Consider the following 24,898-nt stretch of genomic DNA (forward strand, 5'->3'; position numbering starts at 1 on the left):
TTCACTCCCCGGCGGCCGGCGGCCGGCGGTGTGCGGGTTCACTGTCCGGCGGCGGCGCGCAGGCGGGCGAATTCGCCGGCGAGCCGGTCGAGCTGCCATGCCGCGTTCAGGCCGCTCGGGTTGGGCAGCACCCACACCGGCGACCCGGCGATGACGTGCTCCTGCCGGCCGATCGCCGCCCGCGGCCGGCCGAAAGCGGCGCGGTACGCCGTGACGCCCAGCACCGCCACGATCCGTGGCCGCCACCGGCCGACCAGCTCGGCGAGGACCACGCCACCGGCGACCAGCTCGGCCGGGGCGAGCTCATCGGCACGTGCGGTGGCCCGAGCCACCACGTTCGTCACGCCCAGCCCGCGGGCCGGCAACTCGGCCTGCTCGCTGGGATGCAGCAGCCGCTCGGTGAAGCCGGAGCGATGCAGCGCCGGCCAGAACCGGTTTCCGGGCCGGGCGAAGTGCCAGCCGGTCGCCGCCGAGTAGAGGCTCGGGTTGATGCCGCAGAACAGCACGCGCAGCCCGGGGCCGCCCACGTCGGCGATGGTTCCGCCGGCCGCGCCCGCCAGCTCGGCGCGGCTGGGCCGCCGCACGCCGCCGTCCCGCGCGGCCGGGGGAGGAGGCGTCACAGGCTGCGCATGGCGCCGCCGTCGACCGGGACCATCACCCCGGACAGGTAACTTGCCGCGGGCGACAGAACGAAGGCCGCCACCCGGCCGAACTCCGCGGGCTCGCCCAGCCGGCCCAGCGGGATGGCCGCGGCGGCCTCCGCGGCGGCGGCCGTCGGGTCGCCGGTGGCCTCGAACAACTCGCGGTTGCGGTCGGTCATCACACGGCCCGGCAGCAGGCTCAGGAACCGAACGTTGCGCGCGCCGTACTCGTCGGCCATGTCCTTGACCACCCCGGCCAGGCCGGGCCGCAGGCCGTTGGACAGGCCCAGCCCGGCGATCGGCGCCCGCGCCGAGGTGGACAGCACGAGCGCCACCGCGCCGCCCTCGGGCATCCGCGACGCGAACGTGCGCGCGGCGCGGACCGAACCGAGGAAGACCGTCTCGAACGCGTCCCGCCACTGCTCGTCGCTCATCTCGGCGGCGGTGCCGGGGGTCGGTCCACCGACCGAGATCAGCGCCCCGTCCAACCGCCCGAACCGCTCGACGGCCAGATCCGCCAGCTCTCGGGGCGTGGCCGGGTCGGCGAGGTCGAGCGCCGCCCCGGCGGCGTGCGCGTCGCCGCCCAGCTCGGCCACCGCCTCGTCGACCCGATCCCTGTCCCGCGACGAGACCACGACCCGCGCGCCGTCGGCGACCAGCGCCTGCGCGGTGGCGAACCCGAGACCCCGGGAAGCGCCGGTGAGGACGAAGACACGACCCGCCAGACCCAGATCCATAAGACCCGAGCCTAGTGGCGGTTCAGTCGATGGTGTGGCCGCCGTTCACGGTGATGCGCTCGCCGGTGATGAAGCGCGCTCCGTCCGAGGCCAGGAAGGCCACCACGTCGGCCACCTCGCCGGGCGTGCCCATCCGGGCGAGCGGAACGTCCGCCATATAGGCGGCGAGCTGCGCCGGGTCCGCGTCGGCGTGCCGTTCCACCGGGATCCATCCGGGGGCGACCACGTTCACGGTGATGCCGAGCGGGCCGAGTTCCCGCGCCCACGTGCGCGTCAGCGAGATCTGTGCCGCCTTGGCCGCGCTGTAGGCCGACATGCCGGGGATGGCCCGCTCGACCATGTCCGATCCGATCTGGATGATCCGGCCGCTGCCCATCCGGCGCATGCCCGGCACGGTGGCCCGCATCAGCAGGGTCGGGCTCTTGACGAAGAAGGTCAGTTGATTCAGATGGTCTTGCCAGGTGACGTCGAGCGCATCGAGGGCCGGTTGCGGGCCGGTCGCGTTGGGCACCAGCACCCGCACCGGTCCGAGATCCGCGGCGACCGCGGCGACCAGGGCGGCGACCTCGGATTCCTCGGTGGCGTCGGCGCGGTACATCGCCGCCCGGCCGCCCTCCACGCCGATCTCGGCGACGACCCGCTCGGCGCCCTCCGGGTCGGGCAGATAGTTCACCGCGACCGGCCAGCCGTCGCGGGCCAGCCGGCGTGCGATGTGCGCACCCAGTCCCCGGGAGGCCCCGGTCACCAGCGCCGATCCCGGCATCCGTGCCTACCTCGTCCGGCCTGCCGGGCGCTCGGGCACCCGGAACACCGTCACGCGGCCCGCCGCTTGAACGGCCACCGACCCGGCGACGCGGCGCACGGCCGGTGCCCGGCGGGGGCGGAGACCGCCGATGTCGTACCGCAGGGTTGCCTCCCGCACGGCCAGTTCCGGCGCGGCCATCTCCGGCAGCGTGCGCCGGGCCAGCAGTTCCCGCGCCAAGTCCCAGCCGTCGCGCAGCGATCCGCGGGTGGGCCGGGCCGCGGCCCAGGCGGAGAACGCGGGCAACCAGCCGGGGCCGAGCCCGGCCGCCATCATCGGCCAGTGCCGGGCCACCTCCCCGGCGCGCTTGCGCAGCAGGGCGACGCGGGCGATCTCGACGCGCCGGGCGTCGAAGCCCGCGGGCACCGGCGCGCCGCGGGTCAGCGCATCGACCAGGGCGGCCTGGCGCGCGGCCAGGCCGGGTCGGGCCTGCGCACCGCCGGCCCGGGCGGGGCGGCCGGTGGCGGGGTCCGGGACACCGGTGGCGCCGCGCCCAGCCGGGGTGAGATCGCTCATGTGACGGCGACGAATCCGGAGGCGGCGGCGATCGCGTCCAGCTCGGCACGCAGCGCCGCGGCGGGCGGGTAGGCGCCGTCGCGTTCGAGCATCAGCGCGGGTGGGCGGTGGCGCTCGCACAACTGCGTCACCAGGTCGAGCACGGCCCGCGGCACCGCGTCGGTGTGCGTGTCGTGGTAGACGCCGTCGTGTTCGGCTCCACCGGCGACGTGCACATAGGCGACGCGTTCCAGCGGAATCTCGTCGAGCAGCGCGGCGGGGTCGGTGCCGCGGTTCACCGCGTTGGCGTAGACGTTCGCCACGTCCAGCAACAGCAGGGCGTCGGTGCGTTCCAGGATCTCGGTGAGGAAGGCGCCCTCGTCGAGCTCGTCATCGGGCCAGTCGAAGATCGCCGCGATCGGTTCCAGCGCCAGCGGCACCGGCAACCGCTCCCGGGTCCGGCGCACGTTGGCCACGACCGCGTCGATCGCTTCCCACGTGCGCGGCAGCGGCAGCAGGTGACCGGCCTCCACCCCGGCCGCCCGCACGAAGGCGATGTGCTCGCTGACCAGCGGGGCGTGCAACCGGGCCGCGGCGCGGGCCAGATGGTCGATCCGCTCGGGCTGCACCGGCTCGGCCCCGCCCAGCGACAGCCGCACCCCGTGCGGCACCACGGCGACGCCCCGGCCCAGCAGGTCGTCCAGCCCGGCGGGCAGTTCGCCGTCGTCCGGCACGGACTCGGCGACCACCTCGGCGAAGCGCAGACCGGGCAGGCCGGCCACGAATCCGGCGATCTCCGGACGCCAGCCGATCCCCACGCCGTACGGGGTGCGGGCGGCCGTCATCCGCCGCAGCCCCCGCCCCCGCCGCAGGAACTGCCCCCGCCACAGGAGCTCCCGCTGCTGCAGGACGCGGACGACGCGTCGCCGCCGGACAGGCTCCCGGTGGCGCGGTGGATCTCCGCCTCCGCGGCGAAGGCCGGGTCCATGCTGTACAGCGACGCGGCGCCGAACAGCGCGACGCCCAGGGCGGCACCGGCGGCGCCATAGGTCGCGTACGCCGGCGACTGCCGTGGAGCGAGGTGCTGGTGTCGCCGGCGCAGGTCGGCCAGCCCCTTGGTGGCGGCGCGGGTCGCGGCGCCACCGCGGCGCAGCAGGAACAGCGCCAGCAGGAACGCCATGAAGGTCAGCGGAACGAGGAACCCGACCGGCTTGCCGTTGGATGTCCCGGCGATCACCCGCGCGACGCCGAGCAGTCCCACGGCGATCGCGGCGAGGCCCCACAGCCGCGCCACCCGCAACCGTTCCGGGCTGGCCACCAGGCCGGACGCCTGCAGGCCGTCGCGCAGTTGTTGCAGGGCCGAGCGCACCCATTCGTCGGCCGCCAGGTCCCGGGCGCGGATGCGGCGCCCCGCCGCGTTGTAGACCGCGGTGTCCAGCGGCGTCACCCCGGCGGGCAACGGGCCGGTGGGGCGCAGCGTCTTGTCCGGGGCGCTTTCGATGGCACCGGCCGCGCGCAGGCCGCCGAGCGCGGAGTAGACGGCCAGCCGGTCGCCGCCGGTGAGATGGGCGACCTGTTGCGGGCCGAGCCGGCCGACCGCGTCCGGGCTGCCACCGGCGAGCAGCCTGCGGCGGTGCACCGCGGCCAGGATCGCGACCGCCACGATGGCGGCGCCGTAGAACGCCAGGAAGTCGGGGCCGGAAACGCCCCAGGTGTCGCCAGAAGCCGAGAGCGCCATCGCCGCCTCCGGTGCTGTGTCTCGATGGGCTCTTAAGTGTCCACGGTCCGCGCAACGGGGCCCGGCAGCACGCGCCGGGCGGGGTCGGGCGCCGCGTCGGGCGGCGCGGTCGGGCGGCGCGGTCGGGCGGCGCGGTCGGACAGCGCGGCCGGACAGCGCGGCCGGGCAGCGGGGCCGGGCGCAGGGGCCGGGTTCAGCCCCGGCGGACCGCGCCCTCGACCACGTCCAGGACGCGGTTCAGCTCGCCGGGCGGCCGTCCGGTGGCCAGGTGCAGCACCATGCCGTCGTAGGCCAGCTCCAGGAACTGCGCGAGCACCTCGACCGGCACGTCCGCGCGCAGCACACCGGCGTCGCGCTGACGGCGCAGCCGGTCGCGGGTCGCCTCGGCGATGGCGGCGGAGCGTTCCGCCCAGCGCTGCGCGAAGGCCGGGTCGGTGCGCAGCCGACGGGACACCTCAAGCTGGCTGCCGAGCCATCCGGTGGTGTCCGGGCTCTCCGCTCGCGCCAGCATGTCCCGCATCACCTGGACGAGGCCGTGCCGAGCGACGGTGGCGACCATGGTGGCCGCGTCGTCCTCGGCGACGGCGAGGAACAGCGAGTCCTTGTCGCGGAAATGGTGGAAAATCGCGCCGCGGGACAGGCCGGTGGCGTCCTCCAGACGGCGCACCGTGGCACCCTCATAGCCGAACCGGGCGAAGGCACCGCGGGCCGCCGCGAGGATCTCGTGGCGGCGGGCGTCGAGCTGGTCCTGGCTTACCCTGGGCACGCGTCGATCGTGGCATGACGGTTCCGGAGGTTGCAATCCGTACGTACGGCTTGCATCCGCCCGGACGACGCGCCGATCGGATGATGCGAAATCGACCATCTCGCCTATGGTCTGTTAACAGTTCTGGGCTGTCGGCTGTCACTCGCGCTCGCGTAAGGTGCTTTGGTGCCTCTCGTCTTCCTGGCTCTGGATGACACCCTGCTGGACCGCAGCGGTGCATTCCGGCTGTGGGCCAAGGGTTTCCTGGACGAGATCCGGGCGCCGGCGGAGGATCTGGACTGGTTGCTGTCGGTGGACGCCGACGGCTTGACGTCGCGCTGGGACCTGGCCGACGCCATCCGGGAACGTTATCAACTGAACGTGCCGTCCATCGACCTGCTGGAGGAACTGCACGAGGGCCCGCTGGCCTATGAGCGGCTGGATCCGCTGGTGGCGTGCGCGTTGCAGATCGCCGGCGACGCCGGATGGGTGCCGGTGGTGGTCACCAACGGGCCGCAGGAGCGGCAGGAGACCCGGATCCGGCGCACCGGGCTGGACCGGTGCGTGGCGGACTGGGTCATCTCCGGCCGGGAGGGCGTCAGCAAGCCGAATCCGCGGATCTTTGCGCTGGCCGCGCAACGGGTGCGCATGCGGCTCGGCGGTGCCTGGGTGGTCGGCGACAGCCCGGAGGCGGACATCGGCGGCGCGGCCGCCATGGGCCTGCCCAGCGTGTGGCTGCACCGCGGACGCGAGTGGGTGGACCAGCGGTACGCGCCGACCCGCGTGGTGGGCAACGTGATCCAGGGGATCTCCGCGGTGATGGCCACCCGATAGCCGCGGCCGTCGGTCGGGGCCGTCGGTTGGGGCCGTCGGTCGGGGCCGGGCCGCGACGGAAATCGGTTGCGCCGCCCGGGCTGCCACGACCACAGTGCATCACGACCACAGTTCACCACGACCACCGCGCATCACGACACCGCGCATCACGACCACCGCGCATCCCGAGCGCGAGTCGTCTCGGAGGACGAGAAGGGGGTGAGGACCGATGGCTGCCGTCTTTGCCGTGCCCGGCATTCCGCGTCTCGTTCCCTGCTTCCCGATCTCCGAGGAGACTCTCCCGTGCGCAAGCACCCCGACGACAGCCGTGACGACGGCTACGACGACGGCTTCGACGACGGCCGGGCCCGGCAACGCCGTGGCCGCCGCCGGTTCGACGACGACGAACCGCATCACCTGACCCGCGGACGCGTTCCCGCGGCATCGTTCGAGGGGCCGCACCCGAGCGGTGCCGATGCCGCCTCGCCCGCCGGTCTCGACACGCCACCGCCCGGCACCGAATGGTCCACATGGGAGGGGTCGCTGCACGGGCCGGACCCCCGTCCGGACTGGGTCCGCACCGAGGCCGGCGCGGTGGACACCGAACTCGGCGTGGTGAAGACCGGCAAGGAAGCCGATGTCTTCCTGGTGCGCCGGCACCTGCCCGGCACCGGGGAGGTGAGCATGCTGGCCGCTAAGCGCTATCGCGACGGCGGGCACCGCATGTTCCACCGCGATGCCGGCTATCTGGAGGGGCGGCGGGTACGCCGATCCCGCGAGATGCGCGCGATGACCCGGCGTACCGCGTACGGCAAGGAGCTGATCGCGGGCCAATGGGCCGCGGCCGAGTTCGATGCCCTCGGCCGCCTGTGGCGGATCGGTGCGGAGACCGGTCTGGTCCGGGTGCCGTACCCGGTGCAGTTGCTCGGCACCGAGCTGATGCTGGAGTTCATCGGCGACTGGCAGACCGGGGTGGCCGCGCCCCGGCTCGCACAGGTGCGCACCGATCCCGCCGGGTACGCCGACCTGTGGCGGCAGATGGTGGACGCGCTGTCGACGCTGGCCCGAGCCCAGGTGGCGCACGGCGACCTGTCGCCCTACAACACCCTGGTGTGCGGCGGGCGGCTGGTGCTGATCGACCTGCCGCAGATCGTGGACGTGATCGCCAATCCGCGGGGCGCCGAGTTCCTCGACCGGGACGTGCGCACCGTGGCGGCCTGGTTCGCGGCCCGCGGCGTGCCGCCGGAGACGATCGACGTCGACGGGCTGGCGGAACGGCTGCGCGCGGAGGCGGGCCTGCGATAGAGGTGCCGAGGTGGTCCGCGGCGCAGGTGCGGGCGCGGACCACCGGGTCACTGCAGGTACCCCTCCACCTCGCTGGTGCTGTGCGCCCGCTCGCCGTCCGGGTCGTTGCCCACCTCGCGGGCCGCCCGGCGCCGGCGCAGCAGGTCCCAGCACTGGTCCAGGGCCTCCTCCAGTTCCCTGAGGCGTCCGCGCTCATCGTCGCTGGAGATCTCGCCGCGGCCGATCCGCTGGCGCAGCTTGTGTTCCTCGTCCACCAGGCCGTTGATCCGGCTCAGCACTGTCTCGTCGTCCATGATTGAGAGCCTATGCCCGGCGCGGCGGCAACCCGGCCGGTACGCACGCCGCCCCGCCGCCCGGGGCGGGCGACGGGGCGGGACGGGCCGGTGCCGGATCAGCCGGCCAGCATCTTGCGCAGCACGTACTGCAGGATGCCGCCGTGCCGGTAGTAGTCGGCCTCGCCCGGGGTGTCGATGCGCAGGTCGGCGTCGAACTCGACGCCGGTGTCGGTGCGCACCGTGACGGTCGCCGGGATGTCACCGTCGTTGAGCCCGGTGACGCCGGTGATGCTGAACGTCTCGCCGCCGGTCAGACCCAGCGACTCCGCGCTGGCCTTCGCCGGGAACTGCAACGGCAGCACGCCCATGCCGATCAGGTTCGAGCGGTGGATCCGCTCGTACGACTCGGCGAGCACCGCCCGCACGCCGAGGAGCATGGTGCCCTTGGCCGCCCAGTCGCGCGACGATCCGGAGCCGTATTCCTTGCCGGCCAGGATCACCAGCGGCACGCCCGCCTCCTGGTACGCCATCGAGGCGTCGTAGATGCTCGCCTGCTCGCCGGTCAGATGGTTGACCGTGTAGCCGCCCTCGACGCCCGGCACCAACTGGTTGCGCAGCCGGATGTTGGCGAACGTGCCGCGGATCATCACCTCGTGGTTGCCGCGCCGCGACCCGTACGAGTTGAACTCGTGCCGGGCCACGCCGTGCCCGGCCAGGTATTGCCCGGCGGGGGAGTCCGGCTTGATCGCGCCGGCCGGTGAGATGTGGTCGGTGGTGACCGAGTCGCCCAGCTTGGCCAGCACCCGCGCGCCGGAGATGTCCCGCACCGGCTCCGGCTCGGCGGCCATGCCGTCGAAGTACGGTGGCTTGCGCACGTACGTCGACTCGCCGTCCCAGGCGAACGTGTCGCCGGTCGGCGTGGGCAGTGACCGCCACTGCTCATCCCCGGCGAACACGTCGGAGTAGGCCGCGTTGAAGCCGGTGGCCCCGATCGCGGCGGCGATGACGTCGTCGATCTCCTTGGCGCTGGGCCAGATCTCGGACAGGTAGACCGGCTTGCCGTCCGCACCGGTGCCCAGCGGCTCGGTGGTGATGTCGATGTCCATCGAGCCGGCCAGCGCGTACGCCACCACCAGCGGGGGCGAGGCGAGGTAGTTCATCTTCACATCGGGGTTGATCCGGCCCTCGAAATTGCGGTTGCCGGAGAGCACCGAGACGGCGGTCAGGTCGGACTCGTTGACCGCGGCCGAGATGGCCTCGGGCAGCGGGCCGGAGTTGCCGATGCAGGTGGTGCAGCCGTACCCGACCAGGTTGAAGCCGAGCTTGTCCAGGTAGGGCGTGAGGCCGGCCCGCTCGTAGTAGTCCATGACCACCTTGGAGCCGGGCGCGAGCGTGGTCTTCACCCAGGGCTTGCGGGCCAGCCCGCGCTCCACCGCGTTGCGCGCCAGCAACGCGGCGCCGATCATCACCTGCGGGTTGGAGGTGTTCGTGCAGGACGTGATCGCGGCGATCACCACGGCGCCGTGGTCGAGCTCGAACTCGGTGCCGTTCTCGTCGGTGACCCGGGTCGGCTTGGAGACTCGGCCGTCGGCACCGTTCGCGGCGCTGTCCAGGGCGTGCGGCTTGTCAGCCGGGGAGTCGGTGTGGTTGGCCGGTGAGTCGGAAGCCGGGAACGACTCCTCGCTGGCCTCGTCGGCCGGGCCGTTATCGTCGACGTAACCGGTCAGCGCGTCGCGGAACATCGGCTTGGCCGCGTGCAGCGGCACCCGGTCCTGCGGACGCTTCGGGCCGGCCAGCGACGGGACGATGGTGGACAGGTCCAGTTCCAGCTTCTCCGAGTAGTCCGGCTCGGCGTCCGGGTCCAGCCACAGACCCTGCCGCTTGGCGTACGCCTCGACCAGTGCCACCTGCTCCTCGCTGCGGCCGGTGAGCTGGAGGTATTTGATGGTCTCCGGGTCGATCGGGAAGATCGCCACGGTGGAGCCGTACTCCGGCGACATGTTGCCGATGGTGGCCCGGTTGGCCAGCGGCACGGCGCTCACGCCGGGACCGTAGAACTCCACGAACTTGCCGACCACGCCGTGCTCGCGCAGCATCTCGGTGATGGTCAGCACCAGGTCGGTCGCGGTGGTGCCGGCCGGCATCGAGCCGGACAGCTTGAAGCCGACCACCCGCGGAATCAGCATGCTGACCGGCTGGCCGAGCATCGCGGCCTCGGCCTCGATGCCGCCCACGCCCCAGCCGAGCACGCCCAGGCCGTTGACCATGGTGGTGTGCGAGTCGGTGCCCACCACGGTGTCCGGGTACGCCTGCCCGTCCCGCGCCATGATCGATCGGGCCAGGTATTCGATGTTGACCTGGTGCACGATGCCGGTGCCCGGGGGCACGACCTTGAACTCGTTGAAGGCGCTTTGGCCCCAGCGCAGGAACTGGTAGCGCTCGTGGTTGCGCTGGTATTCCAGTTCCACGTTGCGGGCGAAGGCATCCTCGCGGCCGAACAGGTCGGCGATGACCGAGTGGTCGATCACCAACTCCGCGGGGGCGAGCGGGTTGACCTTCGCCGGGTCGCCGCCGAGGTCCCGCACGGCCTCGCGCATGGTGGCCAGGTCGACCACGCACGGCACGCCGGTGAAGTCCTGCATGAGCACCCGGGCCGGGGTGAACTGGATCTCCACGCTCGGATCGGCGGTGGCATCCCAGCCGCCCAGGGCCCGGATGTGGTCGGCGGTGATGTTCGCGCCGTCCTCCGTGCGCAACAGGTTCTCCAGCAGCACCTTCAAGGAGTAGGGCAGCCGTTCGTGCCCCTGCACCTTGTCGATCGTGAATATCTCGTAGCTCGCGTCCTGGACGCGCAGTTCGCTCTTCGCACCGAAGGTGTCGAGACTGGCCACGTCATCTCCTTCCCGCCCAAGCGACCGTGAGTAGTCCTCAGCAGTCTTTCGCACCCGTGACGTGCGTGCCCGTGTGAGGCGCACCTAACCATCGCCGGTGGCGTCGTGCGCCCGACGGCCGGCAACTTGTAAACCGTACGTCCGTCTTGCTATGGCGCGCAAGCGGCTCGCACCGGCCGGAAGCGATGTCAGCCTTTGTGGTGTCGTTCGCCGGAAAACACGTTTTCCGCGTCGGCGCACCGGGCAGACTGCGTCTCGTGAAGGCACCCACGGATCTCGATGACCTCACGGACTTCTTCGACCGCTACGGGTCCGCACTGACCCGGGGCGACGTCACCGCGGTGGCCGGCTGCTACGCGCTGCCGGGCATGGTCGTCGCGGACTCCTACAGCTTCACCTTCACCTCGCCGGCTGCGGTCGCCCTCTCCTTCCTGGGCGCCGCACCGGCGTACCGGGAACAGCAGATCGTCGCCGCCAACGCGCAGCTTCGCGAGGTGCAGCATCTCAGCAAGGCGCTGGCGATGGTGGCGGTGGAGTGGGAATACCTGGACAGCGCCGGCAACGCGGTGCCCGGTGAGCGCTACCGCTACCTGCTGCGTTCCGACGCCGACGGGCCGCGCATCACCACCGTCATCGCGACGCACTGAACCGTGGCCCCGAGCCGCACCGGCCGGGGAGCGTGACGGATCACGCAGAGGCCGTTGGCCAGGACATCGGCCCGCACCGGTGCGAGGATGGCCCGGTGACTGCACCGGAGATCACCACGACCGGCCGCACCGGCACCCGGCGCGGCGACCCGGACGACGCCCGCCCGTGCTGGCTGATCGTGCACTACCCGGCCGATGCCGCGGCGGACCGGGCGCTGCACGTCTGGGGCGACGTGGCGCCGCACGCGGTGACCGACTATCCGGCCGGTCACCGGTTCGACGGCGAGGACGCGCACGGACGGTTCGCGTGGGTGCGGCTGGCCGAGGACGCGCGCCGGGTCGGCTTCCTGGTCGTCGACGGCCGGGGCGGCAAGGACGTGCCGCAGGACCGGTACGTGGACCCGTCGGTCACGCCGGAGATCTGGTTGCGGGCTGGGGAGGCGGAGATCGGGTCCGAGGCGCCGACCGCGCCCGCTCCGGTGCCCGCGGACACCGTGGTGATCCATTACCGGCGCCCGGACGGGGACTACGACGGCTGGGGCGTGCACGCCTGGGAGGGCACGCCGGTGAAGCCGCAGTGGCGTCATCCGCTGATGCCCGCCGGTTTCGACGACTTCGGCGTGATCTTCCGGGTGCCGGTGCGCCCGGACGCGGTGGGGCTGCGATATGTGGTGCACCGCGGCGACACCAAGGACCTGCCGGACGACCAGCGACTCGACCTGTCGGCGGTCCGCGAGGTGTGGCTGAGCGCGGGCGACCCGGCGCCGGTGCGACCGGACCTGCGCACGCTCGGACCGGCCCTGGACCCGGCGCGGGCGCTGGCGGTGTTCCTCGACCGGACCACCGTCGCGGTGCCCGCGGACGTGAGCGGCGCCGTGGCGACGCTCACGGTGGTGGCCGCGCCCGACGGCGGCCTGCGGCGCGACACCGACCTGTCCGGGGCGCCGGTCACGCTGCCGCTCACGCCGCGGCCCGGCGGCCTGTTCCAGGCGCAGATCCGCCGCTACCCGCACCTGCGCGGCTATCGGGCCTTCTCGGTGCCGGAACGCGGCGACGCGGCACTCAGCGACCTGCTACGTGGCCAGATGCTGGTGCACGGCCGGGACGCGCGGGGACGGACGGTGCTGCTGACCGGAATCCAGATCCCCGGGGTGCTCGACGATCTGCACGCCGAGGCGGTGGACGCGGACCTCGGCCTCACCCTGGACGAGGACGGCCGGCCGGCGCTGGCGGTGTGGGCGCCCACCGCCCGCGCCGTGACGCTGGAACTCTTCCGGGCACCCGGCGACGAGCCGCGCCTGCTGCCGATGAGCCGCGACGCGGTGACCGGGGTGTGGTCGATCGGGGGCGAGACCGCCTGGTTGGGCGGCTGCTACCGCTACCGGGTCGAGGTGTGGCACCCGGCCGCCCAGCGGATCGTGACGACGTCGGTGACCGACCCGTACTCGGTCGGCCTGGCCGTCGACTCCACCCACAGCCTGCTGGTCGATCTGGCCGACCCGGCGCTCCGCCCGCCCGGCTGGGACACCCTGGCCAAGCCGCCGCCGGTGGCCGCGGCCCGGATGCAGATCGCCGAGGTGTCGGTGCGGGAGTTCTCCGTCTTCGACGTGTCCGTGCCGGCCGAGCGCCGCGGCACCTATCTCGCGTTCACCGAGGCCGGTTCGGCCGGCATGCGGCACCTGCGCTCGCTGGCCGACGCCGGGCTGACCCACCTGCACCTGCTGCCCGCGGCGGACTTCGCGACCGCGCCCGACCGGCGCGCCGACCAGGCGGTGCCCGCCTGCGATCTGGCCGCCCTGCCGCCGGACTCGCCGCGCCAGCAGGCCGCGGTCCTGGCGGTGGCCGACACCGACGGCTTCAACTGGGGATACGACCCGTGGCACTACACCGCCCCGGAGGGCAGCCTCGCCGTCGAACCGTCCGGCCCGGCGCGCATCCGGGAATTCCGGGCGATGGTGGCCGCGCTGGCGCGGGCGGGCCTGCGCGTGGTGATGGACGTGGTCTACAACCACACCATGGCCGACGGGCTGGCCCCGTTCAGCGTCCTCGACCGGATCGTGCCCGGCTATTACCACCGGCTGCTCGCCGACGGCTCCGTGGCCGAGTCGACATGTTGCTCGAACACCGCACCCGAGCACGCCATGATGGGGCGCCTGGTGGTCGACTCGGTGGTGACCTGGGCCCGCGACTACAAGGTGGACGGTTTCCGCTTCGACCTGATGGGACACCACCCGCGGGCCAACATCCTGGAGGTCCGCGTCGCCCTGGACCACCTCACGCGCGAGGAGGACGGCGTCGCCGGGCGCGACGTCTACCTGTACGGAGAGGGCTGGAACTTCGGCGAGGTCGCCTCGGATGCGCGGTTCGCTCAGGCCACCCAGGGCAACATGGCGGGCACCGGCGTCGGCACCTTCAACGACCGGCTGCGCGACGCGGCGCGCGGCGGCGGGTCCTTCGGCGACCCCACCGTGCCCGGATTCGCCAGCGGGCTGGGCGCCGCGACCCCGCTCGCCGTGCACGACGCGATAAAGGTGGGGCTGGCCGGCGGCCTGTCCGCGTACCGCTTCACCACCCACACCGGCCAGGAACGAGCGGGCGCCGAGATCGACTACCACGGCTCGCCCAGCGGGTACGCGGCGTCACCCGGCGAGACGGTCAACTATGTGGACGCGCACGACAACGAGATCCTGTACGACGCGCTGGCCTACAAGCTGCCCCCGGACACCGCACCCGCGGACCGGGCCCGGATGCAGATCCTCGCGCTGTCCCTGGTGGTGTTCGGCCAGGGCGTCGGCTTCCTGGCGCTGGGCAGCGAACGGCTGCGCTCCAAGTCACTGGACCGCAACTCGTACAACTCCGGGGACTGGTTCAACCAGATCCGCTGGGACCCGGCCCAGGGCAACGGTTTCGGGCTGGGCCTGCCGCCGGCGCCGGACAACGCCGAGCAGTGGCCGCGCGCCGCTCCGCTGCTGGCCGACCCGGCGCTGGTGCCGCCGCCGGAGGTGGTGGAGATGGCCGCCGAACGCTACCGCGAGATGCTGCGCATCCGCCGGGATTCGCCGGTCTTCGGGCTGCCCACCGCCGAGGAGGTGCAGCGGCGGGTCACGTTCCCGCTGGGCGGGCCGGGCGAGACGCCCGGCGTGATCGTCATGTGCCTGGACGCCACCGGCCTGAGCGGCGCCGAAGCCGACGGGGGAGCGCAGCGGCTCGTGGTGGTGTTCAACGCCACGCAGGACGCGGTCTCGCCGACCGTGGCGTCACTGGCCGGCCTCGATCTGCGGTTGCACCCGGAGCTGGTGACCTCGGCGGATCCGGTGCTGCGCACCGCGTCGGCGGACGCGGCCACCGGCACCCTCACCGTGCCGGCCCGGTCGGTGGCCGTGTTCGTGGCCTGAGCCGCCGGGCCGGGCCTCCGGGTCGGTGGGTCGGCTACCGCGGCAGCCGGGGACCCGCCGCGCGCTGCTCCGCCATCCAGGTCTCCACGTCCGCGGCGGCCCGCGGAAGCCCGGCGGACAGGTTGCGGCAGCCGTCGCCGGTGACCACCACGTCATCCTCGATGCGGATGCCGATGCCGCGCAGTTCCTCCGGGACGAGGTCGTCCTCGGGCTGGAAGTAGAGGCCGGGCTCGACGGTCAGCACGTACCCCTCCCGCAGCGGGCCCTCCCGGTAGGACTCCTTCCGGGCGTGGCTGCAGTCGTGCACGTCGATGCCGAGCATGTGCCCGAAGCCGTGCAGCGTCCAGCGCCGGTAGACGGTGGACTCCTTGGACATGGCCTCGTCGACGCTCACCGGCAGCAGTCCCAGATCGTTCAGTCCCTCGGCCAGCACCCGCATGCACACCTCGTGCACGTCCTTGAAGACCACGCCGGGCCGGACGGCGTCCATGCCGGCCTGCTGCGAGGCGTACACGATGTCGTACACCTGGCGCTGCAACGGGCTGAACGATCCGGAGACCGGCAGCGTCCGGGTGACGTCCGCGGTGTACAGCGCGTTGCCCTCGACACCCATGTCCATCAGCAGCAGCTCGCCCGGCCGGGTGACGCCGGTGTTGCGCACCCAGTGCAGGATCGTGGCGTGCGCCCCGGCGCCGACGATGGAGCCATATCCGACGTCGTTGCCGTCGGTGCGCGCCCGCAGGCCGAACACGCCCTCCAGCAGCCGCTCCGGCACGCCGCGGTCGGCCGGCAGCACGCGCGCCACGTCCTCGAACCCGCGGACCGTGGCATCGATCGCCTCCTGCAACTGGGCGATCTCCCATTCGTCCTTGACCAGCTTCAGCTCGGAGATCACCCGGGCCAACTCGCGGTCGCGGCCGGACTCCGCGGACGGCTCGTACGGCAACACGCCGCGGTCCACGGCCGGATCGAACCCGCGCAGCACCCGGGTCCGCGCGGCGGCGCAGTCGGCCAGGGCGGCGTCCAGGTCCTCCAGCGGCGCGGTCTCGATGCCCAGCTCGGTCGACTTCTCCGCCAGGGTGTGCGTGCGGCCGACCCAGAGTTCGCCGTTGCGGCTGCGGAAGAACGCGTCGGTGTCCTTGGAGTTGCGCTGACGGGTGTACAGCACCGCGTCGTGGCCGGAGCCGGACGGGCGCAGCAGCAGCACGCCGTCCGGGTCGTGGTCGCCGGTCAGGTAGGCGAAGTCGCTGCCCGGCCGGAACGGGTAGTCGGTGTCGTTGGCGCGGACCTTCTCGCGCCCGGTCGGCACGACAAGCGTCTCGCCGGGGAAGGCGTCGGACAGGGCAGCCCGCCGCTTGGCGAAATGGGGTGCCTGCGGCAGGGGCGACACCGGCAGCGCGTCGTCCCGCCATCCCTGGCGCATGAACTGGAGAAACGCCTCCGGAAAGTCCGGGTCGTGCGTTTCCGTCCGGGTCTGGGACGTGGCCTGCTGCGCGGACCCGACGTCCTCCTGCTCCGCCATGATGAACCCTCCCGTCGCGACGCTCCCCGCTGACGTTACCTTTTCGGCCCGGCCCACGGCCGGTGCAGGTATGTTCCGGGCAACCGGAACTGGTGTTCGCCGCGGGCGGCGGCGAGGCTGACGGCGAGAGTCGCAAGGCGCGGAGATGAGGGAGTCGGCATGGGCTACGCGGTGGTGCTCGGGGAATCGCTGGTCGACCTGCTGGAGCAGACCACCGGCGGTGAGCTGATCTACCGTCAGGCGATCGGCGGGGCGCCGCTGAACGTGGCGGTCGGCGCCACCCGGCTGGGCGGCGACGTGCGGTTCGTCGGCTCGCTCGGCAGCGATGTGCTCGGCGACCGGATCGCGCAGATGCTGCGCGGGGTGGGCGTCGGGACGCTGGGCGTGAAGCGGGTACCGGTGCCCACGACGCTGGCGGTCACCACCTTCGAGGGCGCCGAGCCCACCTTCACCTTCTACGGCGAGCCGCCGTCGTACGCGTTGCTGGAGCCCGCCGACGTGGACACCGGGCTGGTCGGCGGCGCCGACGTGCTCTACGCCGGGTCGATCAGCCTGTTGCGCGAACCGTTCCGGTCGGCGGCGCGCGCCGCGTGGGCGGTGCCCGGACCGGTGCGGGTCTTCGACCCCAACGCGCGGCCCACCCTGCTCCCGGACGCCGCGGCGGTGGCCGCGCTGCGCGCGCTCGCGGACGAGTTCTGCGCCACCGCCGACCTGGTCAAGCTCAGTTCGGCGGACGCCGAGGTGCTGTACGACGGCGCGACGCCGGAAGCCGCCGCGGACCACATCCTGGGCACCGGCGCGCGGAGCGTGGTGGTCACCTGCGGCGCCCGGGGCGCGTACACGGCGACGCCGGACGGTGCGGCGATGCTGCCCGCGCCCGCGGTCACCGCGGTGGACGCCACCGGCGCGGGCGACTCGGTGATGGGCGCGCTGATCAGCCGGCTGCTGGCCGATGGGCGCCCGGCGGACCTGGCCGGCTGGCAGCCGTACGTGCGGTTCGCGCTGGCCGTGGCCGGGCTGGTCTGCGAGCGGCCGGGCGGCGCGGTGGCCATGCCGACGAACCAGGAGCTGATCGCGCGGTGGGGCGCGCTGGTGTGAGCCCCTGCGGGTCGCGCGGTCAGGCCCCCAGGGCGGACGAGATGAACCGCTGCCGGTCGAGCAGCACGCGTTCCACCCGCACCTCCGCGACGACGTCCGCACCGTCACGCAGGACCACCTCGAACACCAGACGCTTGCCGTCCCGCTTGGCGAGCGTCGCGGTGGCCGTGACATGACCGCCGACCGGGGTCGGGGCCTTGTGCTCGATCTCGGCGCGGGTGCCCACCGTGGTCACCCCGGTGGGCAACAGGCGGCTGGTCGCCGCCACGGTGGCCGCCTCGGCCAGGGCGAGGGCCCGCGGGGTGCCCAGCACCGGCACGTCACCGGAGCCGAGGGACTGAGCGGTGTCGGCGTCGGTCACGGTCAGCTCCACACGGGCGCTCAGGCCGGGTGCGAACTCCGGAAGCTCCATCGGCTCAGCTTAGGCCGGTCACGTGTACGTCAGAACGGTGCGCGACGCCTCGGTCGTGGTCCGGTCATTCCGGGGTGTGCGCCACATCGGGCGAATCGGCCACCACGTTGCGGGTCAGCGGCTCCGGGGTGCGCGCCAGCCGGGCCCGGACGGCAAGCTGCTGTGCCAGCAGCCACGCCTCGCCCAGGTCCCGGTCGCGGGCGGCGATCGACCGGCCGCCGGCCGCGTCGCCGTAGACCGTGGCCAGCCGCAGCACCCGCTGCACCGGTCCCTGCACCACGCGCACGCTCTGCAGCCGCGCGTACGGCACCAGGTGCAGTTCCCGCGTCAGCAGCCCCCAGCGCACCACGAACACCTCCGGCCCCAGCCCGGCGCCCAGGCGGCGGACGGCGAACGGGTGCAACCAGCGGGCCCGTGCCGGCGGCGGGGAGGTGGGCAGCGCGGCCAGGTCGGCGCCGGGCAGCACGTCCCAGACCAGCGCCCGTCCGGTGTCGTTGTCGCCCACCGGCAGCAGCCGGTCCGAGCGCTTGTCGGCGCCGTTCTGCGGCCCGGCGTACCCGGCGATGTCCAGCCGCAGATGCAGCCACCGCATGCCGCGCCAGAGCAGCGGCCAGGTCACCCGGACCGACTGCACCCGGTGCAGGGGCACCACCTGGCTGCGGGTCTCCAGCAGTCCGTAACGCACCACCAGCCGTCCGCCGCCGTCGCGGGCCAGCCGGAAATCCCAGTCCTGCAACACCCGCCGCACCGGTTGCAGCAGCACACCGGCCATGGCGGTGACGGTGCTGGCGATGCCGACGAACGACCAGGTCGCCTCCAGCACCGTCTGGGTGATCACGAAGGCGACGCCGACCGGCAGGAAGAACGCCTGCGGAGTGAGCAACTGGCTGATCAGCAGATCGCGATTGGCCACGCGGAGCAACGCTTGCTCCGGCACGGCCGGCGACGACGGTGCCGCCGGGTCGTCCGCGGCGGCCTGGCCGGCCAGGGCCAGCAGCCGTTCCCGCAGAGCGGCGGCGTCGCGGACGGTCAGGTACGCCAGCGGCGCCTCGGTCTTGCTGCCGCCGACCACTTCCAAGCGCAACTCGGCCAGCCCGGTGAGCTGGGCGAGCAGCGGTCGGCGCAGCTCGACGGCCTGCAGCCGTTCCAACGGGATCGCCCGGTTGCGCTGCCACAGCAGGCCATCCTGAATCCGCAGCTCCTTGCCGACCACGTGGTACCCGGTGTTCAGCCAGCCGATCACCGAGAAGACCACCGCACCGACCGTGACGACGGCGACCACCAGGGCGAAGCGTTCTAGCCCCACCTGGGACAGGGTCTGCCAGGACAACGCGGCGACGATGACCGCCAGGGTCTTGAAACCGTGCAGCAGCGGGCTCAGCGGATGCAGCCGCCGGCGGGGCTCCTCGGCCGCGGGCGGGAGACCGGGCGGCGTCACAGCCCTTCGGCCCGATCCTCGCCGAGGGCGGTCAGCCGGTCGCGCAGCCGCGCCGCCTCGGCGGGTGGCAGTCCGGGCACCCGTGCGTCGCTGGCCGCGGCGGCGGTGTGCAATTGGACGGTGGCCAGCCCGAACACGCGCTCGATCGGTCCGGCGGTGACATCCACGTACTGCATTCGCGCGTACGGGACGATGGACAGCTTGCGGACCAGCAAGCCGTGCCGGACCAGCAGGTCGTGGTCGCGCTCGGCATAGCCCCAGGCGCGCACCGCGCGCACGGTGACCACTGACCGCCAAACGGTGAACACCACCAGAACGGCGATGCCGGTGGGCCACAGCCAGTGCCCTTGCAGGGCCCAGCCGCCGATGAGAACGATGAGCATCACGACGAAGGAGACGGCGCGCGCCAAGAGCTCCACTGTGATCAGCTTGGCGGAGACCGGACGCCAGTGGACGGCATCGGGCCAGGGCTCGAGGGCACTGGGCACGGGAGTCACCTGTGTCAGCCTAGGAGATCGATGCGTCGGGCGCTGTCGGGTACGGTGACGCCTCGCTTGCGGGTGGCACATCCGGGAACGGTGTCACCTCGCGGAGGAAGCCGCGCACGTCGAGGAAGTCACCGAGCCGCTCACGGTGCGCGTCGCAGGCGAGCCAGGTCTTGCGGCGCTCGGGCGTGTGCAGCTTGGGGTTGTTCCAGCGGAGCTGCCAGGAGGCGGGCGCACGGCAACCCTTGGCGCTGCACTGCACGACGATGTCCTCGGCCACGCTGACCAAGACTACGGCCCCGGTGCGCCCCCGGGTCGGCGGAGCCGCGTCGGGGCCGGGATGACGGGAGAAGTCGAGCGCCGGGCGGCCACGGGGGAAGCCGCCCGGCGACCCCCCGAATTTTACACGGGCGCATGCCCCTTTCGTCCACCCGTGCGGCCGGTCGTTCCTCCGGATCGCGGAGGAAGATCGACACGACGTCCCATGCCCGGGTGGCGGCGCGGGCAGCGTCCCCGGGCGAGCGGAGCGACCGGGTGGTACGGCCGTGGCGAGCCGGTGTCCGTTCCGCCGAGGCGCCCCTTGCGCGCCCCGGGTCGCGGTATCCGGATCGTCGCGGATGCGAAAGTATCGGCGCGTATGACGACTCCGGCAGGGAACTGTCAGGCGGGTCGTGTAAGTCTTGAGCGTCGGCAGTTTGCGCCGGCGTGACACGACACTGCTGTGGAGGACCGGTGGCCCAGCCGACCACACCTGAGACCGAGACCAGCTCCGCGGGCGCGCCGCCCGTGACCCCGGCACAGGACGCGACTCAGCTTGAGCGCGCGATGTTCGAGGTCAAGCGGGTGATCGTGGGCCAGGACAGGCTCGTCGAGCGGATGTTTGTGGCGCTTCTGGCGCGCGGTCACTGCCTGCTGGAGGGCGTGCCCGGCGTGGCGAAGACGCTGGCCGTGGAGACCATGGCGCGCGTCGTCGGTGGCACGTTCTCACGGGTGCAGTTCACTCCCGACCTAGTCCCCGCCGACATCGTCGGCACCCGGATCTATCGCCAGTCCAGCGAGAAGTTCGACGTCGAGCTCGGCCCGGTCTTCGTCAACTTCCTGCTCGCCGATGAGATCAACCGCGCGCCCGCCAAGGTGCAGTCGGCCCTGCTCGAGGTGATGGCCGAGCACCAGGTGTCGATCGGTGGCGAGACGCATGAGGTGCCCGACCCGTTCCTGGTGATGGCCACCCAGAACCCGATCGAACAGGAGGGGGTCTATCCGCTGCCGGAGGCGCAGCGGGACCGCTTCCTCATGAAGATCCTGGTGGGTTACCCGACGGATGCGGAGGAACGGGAGATCGTCTACCGGATGGGCGTCAGCGCGCCGGAGCCGCAGACCGTGTTGAACCCGGCCGAGTTGCTCGCCCTGCAGCGCCGCGCGGACCAGGTCTTCGTGCACAACGCGCTGGTGGACTACACGGTGCGGCTGGTGCTGGCCACCCGCGCGCCGGCGCAGCACGGCATGCCCGACGTGGCACAGCTCATCCAGTACGGCGCGAGCCCGCGCGCCTCGCTGGGCATCGTCCGCGCCACCCGGGCGCTGGCCCTGCTGCGCGGCCGCGACTATGCCCTGCCGCAGGATCTGCAGGACATCGCGCCGGACATTCTGCGCCACCGGCTGGTGCTGAGCTACGACGCGCTGGCCGACGACATTCCGGCCGACCACGTGGTGGCGCGGGTCATGCAAAGCGTCCCGATGCCCTCGGTGTCACCCCGCCAGGGCGTTCCCGGCCCCAGCGGCCCGCCGTCCGGGAACGGGCAGGGCGCGCCCACCAGCGGTGTGCCGGCGGGACCGTTCCCGCCGCAGCCGAACACCCCCGCCGTCTGGCCGGCCTCATGATGGCGCCACGCCACACGGCGCCTCCCGGGCCGCTGGTGACGGTGCGACGGTGAGCCAGGCCGGCCTTTCCGCCCCGCTGCCCAGCGCGGAGAACGCCCGGGCCGAAGCGGTGCTGTCCCGCCTGCAACTGTTGGTCACGCGCAAGCTGGACGGGCTGCTGCAGGGCGATTACGTCGGTCTGCTGCCCGGCCCCGGCAGCGAGGCGGGCGAGTCGCGGGAGTACCGCCCCGGCGACGACGTGCGCCGGATGGACTGGCCGGTGACCGCGCGCACCACGCTGCCGCATGTGCGGCGCACGGTGGCCGACCGCGAGCTGGAGACCTGGCTGGCCGTGGATCTGTCCGCGAGCCTGGACTTCGGCACCGCCCGATGGTTGAAGCGCGATCTGGTGATCGCCGCCGCCACCGCGGTCGCCCATCTCACGGTGCGTGGCGGCAATCGCATCGGCGCCGTGGTCGGCACCGGTTCGGGCGCGTCGCAGGAGACGCCGACCGGATTCTGGCGCCGTCGGCGCGCGGCTGCGGCCGCGGCGCCGGACCGGCAACCGCCGGTGGTCCGGCTGCCCGCCCGGCCGGGGCGCAAGGAGGCGCAAGGGTTGTTGCGGGCGATCGCGCGCACCCACATCCGGCCCGGCCGCACCGACCTCGGCGCTCTGATCGACATGCTGAACCGCCCGCCCCGGCGTCGCGGGGTGGCGGTGGTCATCTCCGACTTCCTGGCGCCGGTGGACTCCTGGGCGCGGCCGGTGCGCAAGCTCGCGGTGCGCCACGACGTGCTCGCCGTCGAGGTGGTGGACCCTCGGGAGCTGGAACTCCCCGACGTTGGTGTGCTCTCGCTCGCCGACCCGGAGACCGGCGCGCTGCACGAGGTGCAGACCTCCGACCCGGAACTGCGTCGGCGTTACGCTGAAGCGGCCGGCCGGCAGCGCGCCGGCATCGCGGGCGCGCTGCGCTCGGCGGGCGCCGCGCATCTGCGGCTGCGCACCGACACCGACTGGCTGCTCGACATCGTCCGCTTCGTCGCCGCACAACGACACGCACGCACCCGGGGGACCACCCGATGATCCGTTTCCTGCAGCCGTGGTGGCTGCTCGCGTTGATACCGGTGCTGCTCATGGCTGGCGCGTACGTGTGGCGGCAGTTCCGTCGCCGCCAGCACGCGATGAAGTTCACCAACGTCGACCTGTTGCGCACGCTGGCGCCGCGCGGGTTGGGCTGGCGCCGGCATGCCGCGGCGGGCGCCTTCCTGCTCAGCCTGTTCACCCTGGGTACGGCGATGGCGCGTCCCTCGGTGGATCGGGAGCAGCCGTTGGAGCGGGCCACCGTGATGCTGGCCATCGACGTGTCGCTGTCGATGGAGGCGGATGACGTACAACCGAACCGGATCGAGGCGGCGCAGGAGGCGGCGCGGTCGTTCGTGGAGGAACTGCCGCCGACCTACAACCTGGGACTGGTGTCCTTCGCGAAGGCGGCGAACGTGCTGGTCTCACCGACCAAGGACCGGTCGGCGGTGATCGCCGGGATCAACAGCCTGACCCTGCAGGAGGCCACTGCCACCGGCGAGGCGGTGTTCACCGCCCTGGACGCCATCCGCACGGTGCCCGCGGACGGGGCGGAAGGTGCGCCGCCGGCCCGGATCGTGCTGCTGTCCGACGGCTATCGCACCTCGGGCCGCTCGGTCGAGGATGCGTCCGCCGCGGCGGCGGCGGCCAACGTTCCGGTGTCCACCATTGCCTTCGGCACCGACAACGGGGTGGTGGACATCCGCGGGCAGTTGCAGCGGGTGCCGGTGGACCGGCTTTCGTTGCAGAAGATGGCGGATGCCACGAAGGGGTACTTCTACCAGGCGGCGTCGGTCGGCGAGCTCAAGAAGGTGTACGAGGACATGGGCTCCTCGATCGGTCACCGGGTCGAGCCGCGCGAGGTCACGCAGTGGTACGCGGGAGTGGCGTTGCTGCTGGGCCTGGCCGCCGCCGGCATGAGTCTGCTGTGGACGTCACGCCTGCCGTGACCAGGCCCGCCCGCCGGTGACGGTCACGGCGTGCTGTGTGCCAGGACGAAAAGGACGACCACCCAGCAGGCGGCGATGGTGAAGCTGAGCGGAGCCACGTAACGGCGCATGATGAGCCTCATTCCGGTGGTGACTGACGGAGGAAGCGCGCGTCACGTCGTGGCCGGATCCCCTCGCGCAATGGTCGCGGCGCACACGACCGGCCCGAACCGTGACGTCCGGGTGGCGGGGGAGTGGAGGGTGCGTCGGGCCTCAGGGGCGCCGACGTGCGGCCCGGCCACGACTAGGAGGATCGCTATCTCGCACAGCGATCACCTCCGTCGGTCGTGGGCGGGCATGCAGTCTCAGTGGCATCAGAGCCGCGTCGCATCCTACTCCTTGACGGTCGTGTGACAAACGCCGGTGCCCGCCCCGCGTCGCGTGTCATCCAATCGGGTGAGCGGTCGGGCGAGGAGCGCGAGCGTCGTGGCCAGCACCGGCATCCAGGCGATTCGGGCGGCCACCCAGCCGGCTCCGTCCGGGGCGTCGAGCAGCCCCGGTGCCGCCCCGCCGGTCGCGGCGACGGCGACCGCGACCACGACGAGCAGCGCACTCTGATGGGTGAGGTAGATCGCCGGTGCGTGCCGGTTGAGCGCGGCGACGGCGCGTTGCACGGCCGGCGTCCACGGCCGAGCGAGGAGCCGCGGCCGGGCGAGCGCGAACAGGCCGATCTGGACGGTTGCCAGCGCGACGGTGCACAGCGACGGCGGGTCGAGATTGGACCGTCCCGCGCCGGGCACGCCGACCGCGCTGACCGGGTAGCCGCCGGCCACCATCAGCACGGCCATCGTGGTGGCCCCGCCGGTCAGCGCCGCGACCGCATGCCTTCGGTGCAGCCGCCCACGGGCCAGGGCGATGCCCAGCATCCACGGCACCGACCACGCCGCCGCGACGGCGAGCCATCCGGGGAGCACTCCGGCGTCGGTCGCGGCCACCACCGCGACGCTCGGTGCGACGGCGGCCGGGCCGAACCGGTCGACCAGTCGCGCGGCCGGACCGGTCAGGGCGCCCAGGATCGCGTACGGCAGGAGGAACCACAGCGGGCTCACCACCAGCGTGGCGAGGGTGCGCAGGGTGCCCGCCGGGACTCCGGCGACGGCGCCGACCGCCAGCGCGGCGCACCAGCAGCCGAGCACCACGGCCGCCGGCCTGAGCAGCCGGGTGGTCCGCGGGGACCATGCCGGGCCCGCGCCGGGGCGCCGTCGCGGCTGTGCGGCGGGGCGGTGTGGCGGCTGTGCGGCGGGGCGGTGTGGCGGCTGTGCGCCGGGGCGCCGGGCCGCGGCGAATCCGGCCGCGAAGAAGAAGAGGCCCAGCGTCTGACACACCCAGGTCAGCGGCGCGAGTTCCGGCATCCGCGACAGCGGGCTGGCGCTGCGCCACGTGCCGTCCGGGCCGGTCACCAGCGCGGTGACCAGCCAATGCCCGGTGACCACGCCGGCGATGGCGAGGGCGCGAACCGCGTCGACGGAGCGGTCCCGCGCCGCGACGTCGGTCACCGCGCCGGCGATCCGGCTGGGACGCCACCGCGC

Annotated in this window: 23 protein-coding genes; 8 read left to right on the forward strand and 15 right to left on the reverse strand. The window is 73.1% G+C overall.

Going from position 1 to position 24,898, the window contains the following annotated elements; genetic code table 11:
- Positions 1–38: 38 nt before the first annotated feature.
- From mug to IEY73_RS00925, 7 genes are all read right to left on the reverse strand, one after another.
- Positions 39–620 (reverse strand): G/U mismatch-specific DNA glycosylase, encoded by a 582-nt coding sequence (gene mug, locus IEY73_RS00895; protein ID WP_189077077.1) that lies wholly within the window; start codon positions 618–620, stop codon positions 39–41.
- Positions 617–1,378 (reverse strand): SDR family oxidoreductase, encoded by a 762-nt coding sequence (locus IEY73_RS00900; RefSeq protein WP_189077078.1) that lies wholly within the window; start codon positions 1,376–1,378, stop codon positions 617–619. The genes mug and IEY73_RS00900 overlap by 4 nt, the downstream gene beginning before the upstream one ends.
- Before the next feature lie 22 nt (positions 1,379–1,400).
- The gene (locus IEY73_RS00905; RefSeq protein WP_189077079.1) at positions 1,401–2,141 is read right to left on the reverse strand and encodes an SDR family oxidoreductase; all 741 of its coding nucleotides are present in this window, start codon (positions 2,139–2,141) and stop codon (positions 1,401–1,403) included.
- 6 nt (positions 2,142–2,147) lie between these two features.
- Positions 2,148–2,696 (reverse strand): SCO6045 C-terminal-like domain-containing protein, encoded by a 549-nt coding sequence (locus tag IEY73_RS00910; protein ID WP_229715313.1) that lies wholly within the window; start codon positions 2,694–2,696, stop codon positions 2,148–2,150.
- Complete coding sequence (locus tag IEY73_RS00915) at positions 2,693–3,520, reverse strand: MbnB/TglH/ChrH family RiPP precursor modification enzyme (protein ID WP_189077080.1); 828 nt, start codon at positions 3,518–3,520, stop codon at positions 2,693–2,695. Before IEY73_RS00915 ends, IEY73_RS00910 begins: the two co-directional genes overlap by 4 nt.
- Positions 3,517–4,413, reverse strand: coding sequence for a TIGR04222 domain-containing membrane protein (locus IEY73_RS00920; protein ID WP_189077081.1), 897 nt, complete (start codon positions 4,411–4,413; stop codon positions 3,517–3,519). Before IEY73_RS00920 ends, IEY73_RS00915 begins: the two co-directional genes overlap by 4 nt.
- A 193-nt stretch (positions 4,414–4,606) precedes the next feature.
- A complete protein-coding gene (locus IEY73_RS00925) occupies positions 4,607–5,179 on the reverse strand; it encodes a TetR/AcrR family transcriptional regulator (protein ID WP_189077082.1) in 573 nt (190 codons plus the stop codon).
- Between the two features lie 165 nt (positions 5,180–5,344).
- On the opposite strand from IEY73_RS00925, the gene IEY73_RS00930 reads away from it, so the two are divergent.
- Positions 5,345–5,992: an HAD family hydrolase gene (locus IEY73_RS00930; protein ID WP_189077083.1), complete on the forward strand. Its 648-nt coding sequence runs from the start codon at positions 5,345–5,347 to the stop codon at positions 5,990–5,992.
- 396 nt (positions 5,993–6,388) lie between these two features.
- Positions 6,389–7,276, forward strand: a complete 888-nt coding sequence (locus tag IEY73_RS00935; RefSeq protein ID WP_229715506.1) for a serine protein kinase RIO — start codon at positions 6,389–6,391, stop codon at positions 7,274–7,276.
- A 47-nt stretch (positions 7,277–7,323) separates the two neighbouring features.
- Here the strand turns inward: IEY73_RS00935 and IEY73_RS00940 are convergent, their stop codons facing one another.
- Positions 7,324–7,569, reverse strand: a complete 246-nt coding sequence (locus IEY73_RS00940; RefSeq protein ID WP_189077085.1) for a DUF2630 family protein — start codon at positions 7,567–7,569, stop codon at positions 7,324–7,326.
- Positions 7,570–7,667: 98 nt separating this feature from the next.
- Positions 7,668–10,442: an aconitate hydratase AcnA gene (acnA, locus tag IEY73_RS00945; RefSeq protein ID WP_189077086.1), complete on the reverse strand. Its 2,775-nt coding sequence runs from the start codon at positions 10,440–10,442 to the stop codon at positions 7,668–7,670.
- Positions 10,443–10,699: 257 nt separating this feature from the next.
- On the opposite strand from acnA, the gene IEY73_RS00950 reads away from it, so the two are divergent.
- Positions 10,700–11,089 (forward strand): DUF6841 family protein, encoded by a 390-nt coding sequence (locus IEY73_RS00950; protein ID WP_189077087.1) that lies wholly within the window; start codon positions 10,700–10,702, stop codon positions 11,087–11,089.
- Positions 11,090–11,184: 95 nt separating this feature from the next.
- On the forward strand, positions 11,185–14,484 hold the full coding sequence (gene pulA / locus IEY73_RS00955) for a pullulanase-type alpha-1,6-glucosidase (RefSeq protein WP_229715314.1): 3,300 nt from the start codon (positions 11,185–11,187) through the stop codon (positions 14,482–14,484).
- A 34-nt stretch (positions 14,485–14,518) separates the two neighbouring features.
- On the opposite strand, the gene IEY73_RS00960 is transcribed toward pulA, so the two are convergent.
- Positions 14,519–16,006: an aminopeptidase P family protein gene (locus IEY73_RS00960; protein ID WP_189077088.1), complete on the reverse strand. Its 1,488-nt coding sequence runs from the start codon at positions 16,004–16,006 to the stop codon at positions 14,519–14,521.
- 159 nt (positions 16,007–16,165) lie between these two features.
- Here IEY73_RS00960 and IEY73_RS00965 point away from each other — a divergent pair, with 159 nt between their 5' ends.
- On the forward strand, positions 16,166–17,104 hold the full coding sequence (locus tag IEY73_RS00965; RefSeq protein ID WP_189077089.1) for a carbohydrate kinase family protein: 939 nt from the start codon (positions 16,166–16,168) through the stop codon (positions 17,102–17,104).
- A 19-nt stretch (positions 17,105–17,123) separates the two neighbouring features.
- Here the strand turns inward: IEY73_RS00965 and IEY73_RS00970 are convergent, their stop codons facing one another.
- The 4 genes from IEY73_RS00970 to IEY73_RS00985 form a co-directional block, all read right to left on the reverse strand.
- Entirely contained in the window at positions 17,124–17,516 is a 393-nt protein-coding gene (locus IEY73_RS00970) for a thioesterase family protein (protein WP_189077090.1), read from the reverse strand.
- A 64-nt stretch (positions 17,517–17,580) separates the two neighbouring features.
- Entirely contained in the window at positions 17,581–18,954 is a 1,374-nt protein-coding gene (locus IEY73_RS00975; RefSeq protein ID WP_229715316.1) for a PH domain-containing protein, read from the reverse strand.
- Entirely contained in the window at positions 18,951–19,451 is a 501-nt protein-coding gene (locus IEY73_RS00980; protein WP_229715317.1) for a PH domain-containing protein, read from the reverse strand. The genes IEY73_RS00975 and IEY73_RS00980 overlap by 4 nt, the downstream gene beginning before the upstream one ends.
- Positions 19,452–19,461: 10 nt before the next feature.
- Positions 19,462–19,719: a hypothetical protein gene (locus IEY73_RS00985; RefSeq protein WP_189077092.1), complete on the reverse strand. Its 258-nt coding sequence runs from the start codon at positions 19,717–19,719 to the stop codon at positions 19,462–19,464.
- A gap of 452 nt (positions 19,720–20,171) precedes the next feature.
- Here IEY73_RS00985 and IEY73_RS00990 point away from each other — a divergent pair, with 452 nt between their 5' ends.
- The 3 genes from IEY73_RS00990 to IEY73_RS01000 are packed head-to-tail and all read left to right on the forward strand — an operon-like array spanning position 20,172 to position 23,330.
- Positions 20,172–21,320 carry an AAA family ATPase gene (locus IEY73_RS00990; RefSeq protein WP_189077093.1) on the forward strand — a complete coding sequence of 383 codons (1,149 nt, stop codon included), beginning with the start codon at positions 20,172–20,174 and terminating at the stop codon, positions 21,318–21,320.
- Positions 21,321–21,369: 49 nt separating this feature from the next.
- Positions 21,370–22,383, forward strand: coding sequence for a DUF58 domain-containing protein (locus IEY73_RS00995; RefSeq protein ID WP_189077094.1), 1,014 nt, complete (start codon positions 21,370–21,372; stop codon positions 22,381–22,383).
- On the forward strand, positions 22,380–23,330 hold the full coding sequence (locus IEY73_RS01000) for a 26S proteasome regulatory subunit RPN10 (protein ID WP_189077095.1): 951 nt from the start codon (positions 22,380–22,382) through the stop codon (positions 23,328–23,330). Before IEY73_RS00995 ends, IEY73_RS01000 begins: the two co-directional genes overlap by 4 nt.
- A 371-nt stretch (positions 23,331–23,701) precedes the next feature.
- Here IEY73_RS01000 and IEY73_RS01005 read toward each other — a convergent pair.
- On the reverse strand, positions 23,702–24,898 hold a 1,197-nt coding region (locus tag IEY73_RS01005; RefSeq protein WP_189077096.1), incomplete at its 5' end, for an acyltransferase family protein.

Source organism: Mangrovihabitans endophyticus, from assembly GCF_014646155.1.
GTDB lineage: Bacteria > Actinomycetota > Actinomycetes > Mycobacteriales > Micromonosporaceae > Actinoplanes > Actinoplanes endophyticus.

What these genes read in the sequence shown, in the direction of transcription:
- IEY73_RS00900 (WP_189077078.1), bottom strand. Translation starts at nt 1,378, where the DNA reads ATGGATCTGGGTCTGGCGGGTCGTGTCTTCGTCCTCACCGGCGCTTCC.
- IEY73_RS00905 (WP_189077079.1), bottom strand. Translation starts at nt 2,141, where the DNA reads ATGCCGGGATCGGCGCTGGTGACCGGGGCCTCCCGGGGACTGGGTGCG.
- IEY73_RS00910 (WP_229715313.1), bottom strand. Translation starts at nt 2,696, where the DNA reads ATGAGCGATCTCACCCCGGCTGGGCGCGGCGCCACCGGTGTCCCGGAC.
- IEY73_RS00915 (WP_189077080.1), bottom strand. Translation starts at nt 3,520, where the DNA reads ATGACGGCCGCCCGCACCCCGTACGGCGTGGGGATCGGCTGGCGTCCG.
- IEY73_RS00920 (WP_189077081.1), bottom strand. Translation starts at nt 4,413, where the DNA reads ATGGCGCTCTCGGCTTCTGGCGACACCTGGGGCGTTTCCGGCCCCGAC.
- IEY73_RS00940 (WP_189077085.1), bottom strand. Translation starts at nt 7,569, where the DNA reads ATGGACGACGAGACAGTGCTGAGCCGGATCAACGGCCTGGTGGACGAG.
- IEY73_RS00960 (WP_189077088.1), bottom strand. Translation starts at nt 16,006, where the DNA reads ATGGCGGAGCAGGAGGACGTCGGGTCCGCGCAGCAGGCCACGTCCCAG.
- IEY73_RS00965 (WP_189077089.1), top strand. Translation starts at nt 16,166, where the DNA reads ATGGGCTACGCGGTGGTGCTCGGGGAATCGCTGGTCGACCTGCTGGAG.
- IEY73_RS00970 (WP_189077090.1), bottom strand. Translation starts at nt 17,516, where the DNA reads ATGGAGCTTCCGGAGTTCGCACCCGGCCTGAGCGCCCGTGTGGAGCTG.
- IEY73_RS01000 (WP_189077095.1), top strand. Translation starts at nt 22,380, where the DNA reads ATGATCCGTTTCCTGCAGCCGTGGTGGCTGCTCGCGTTGATACCGGTG.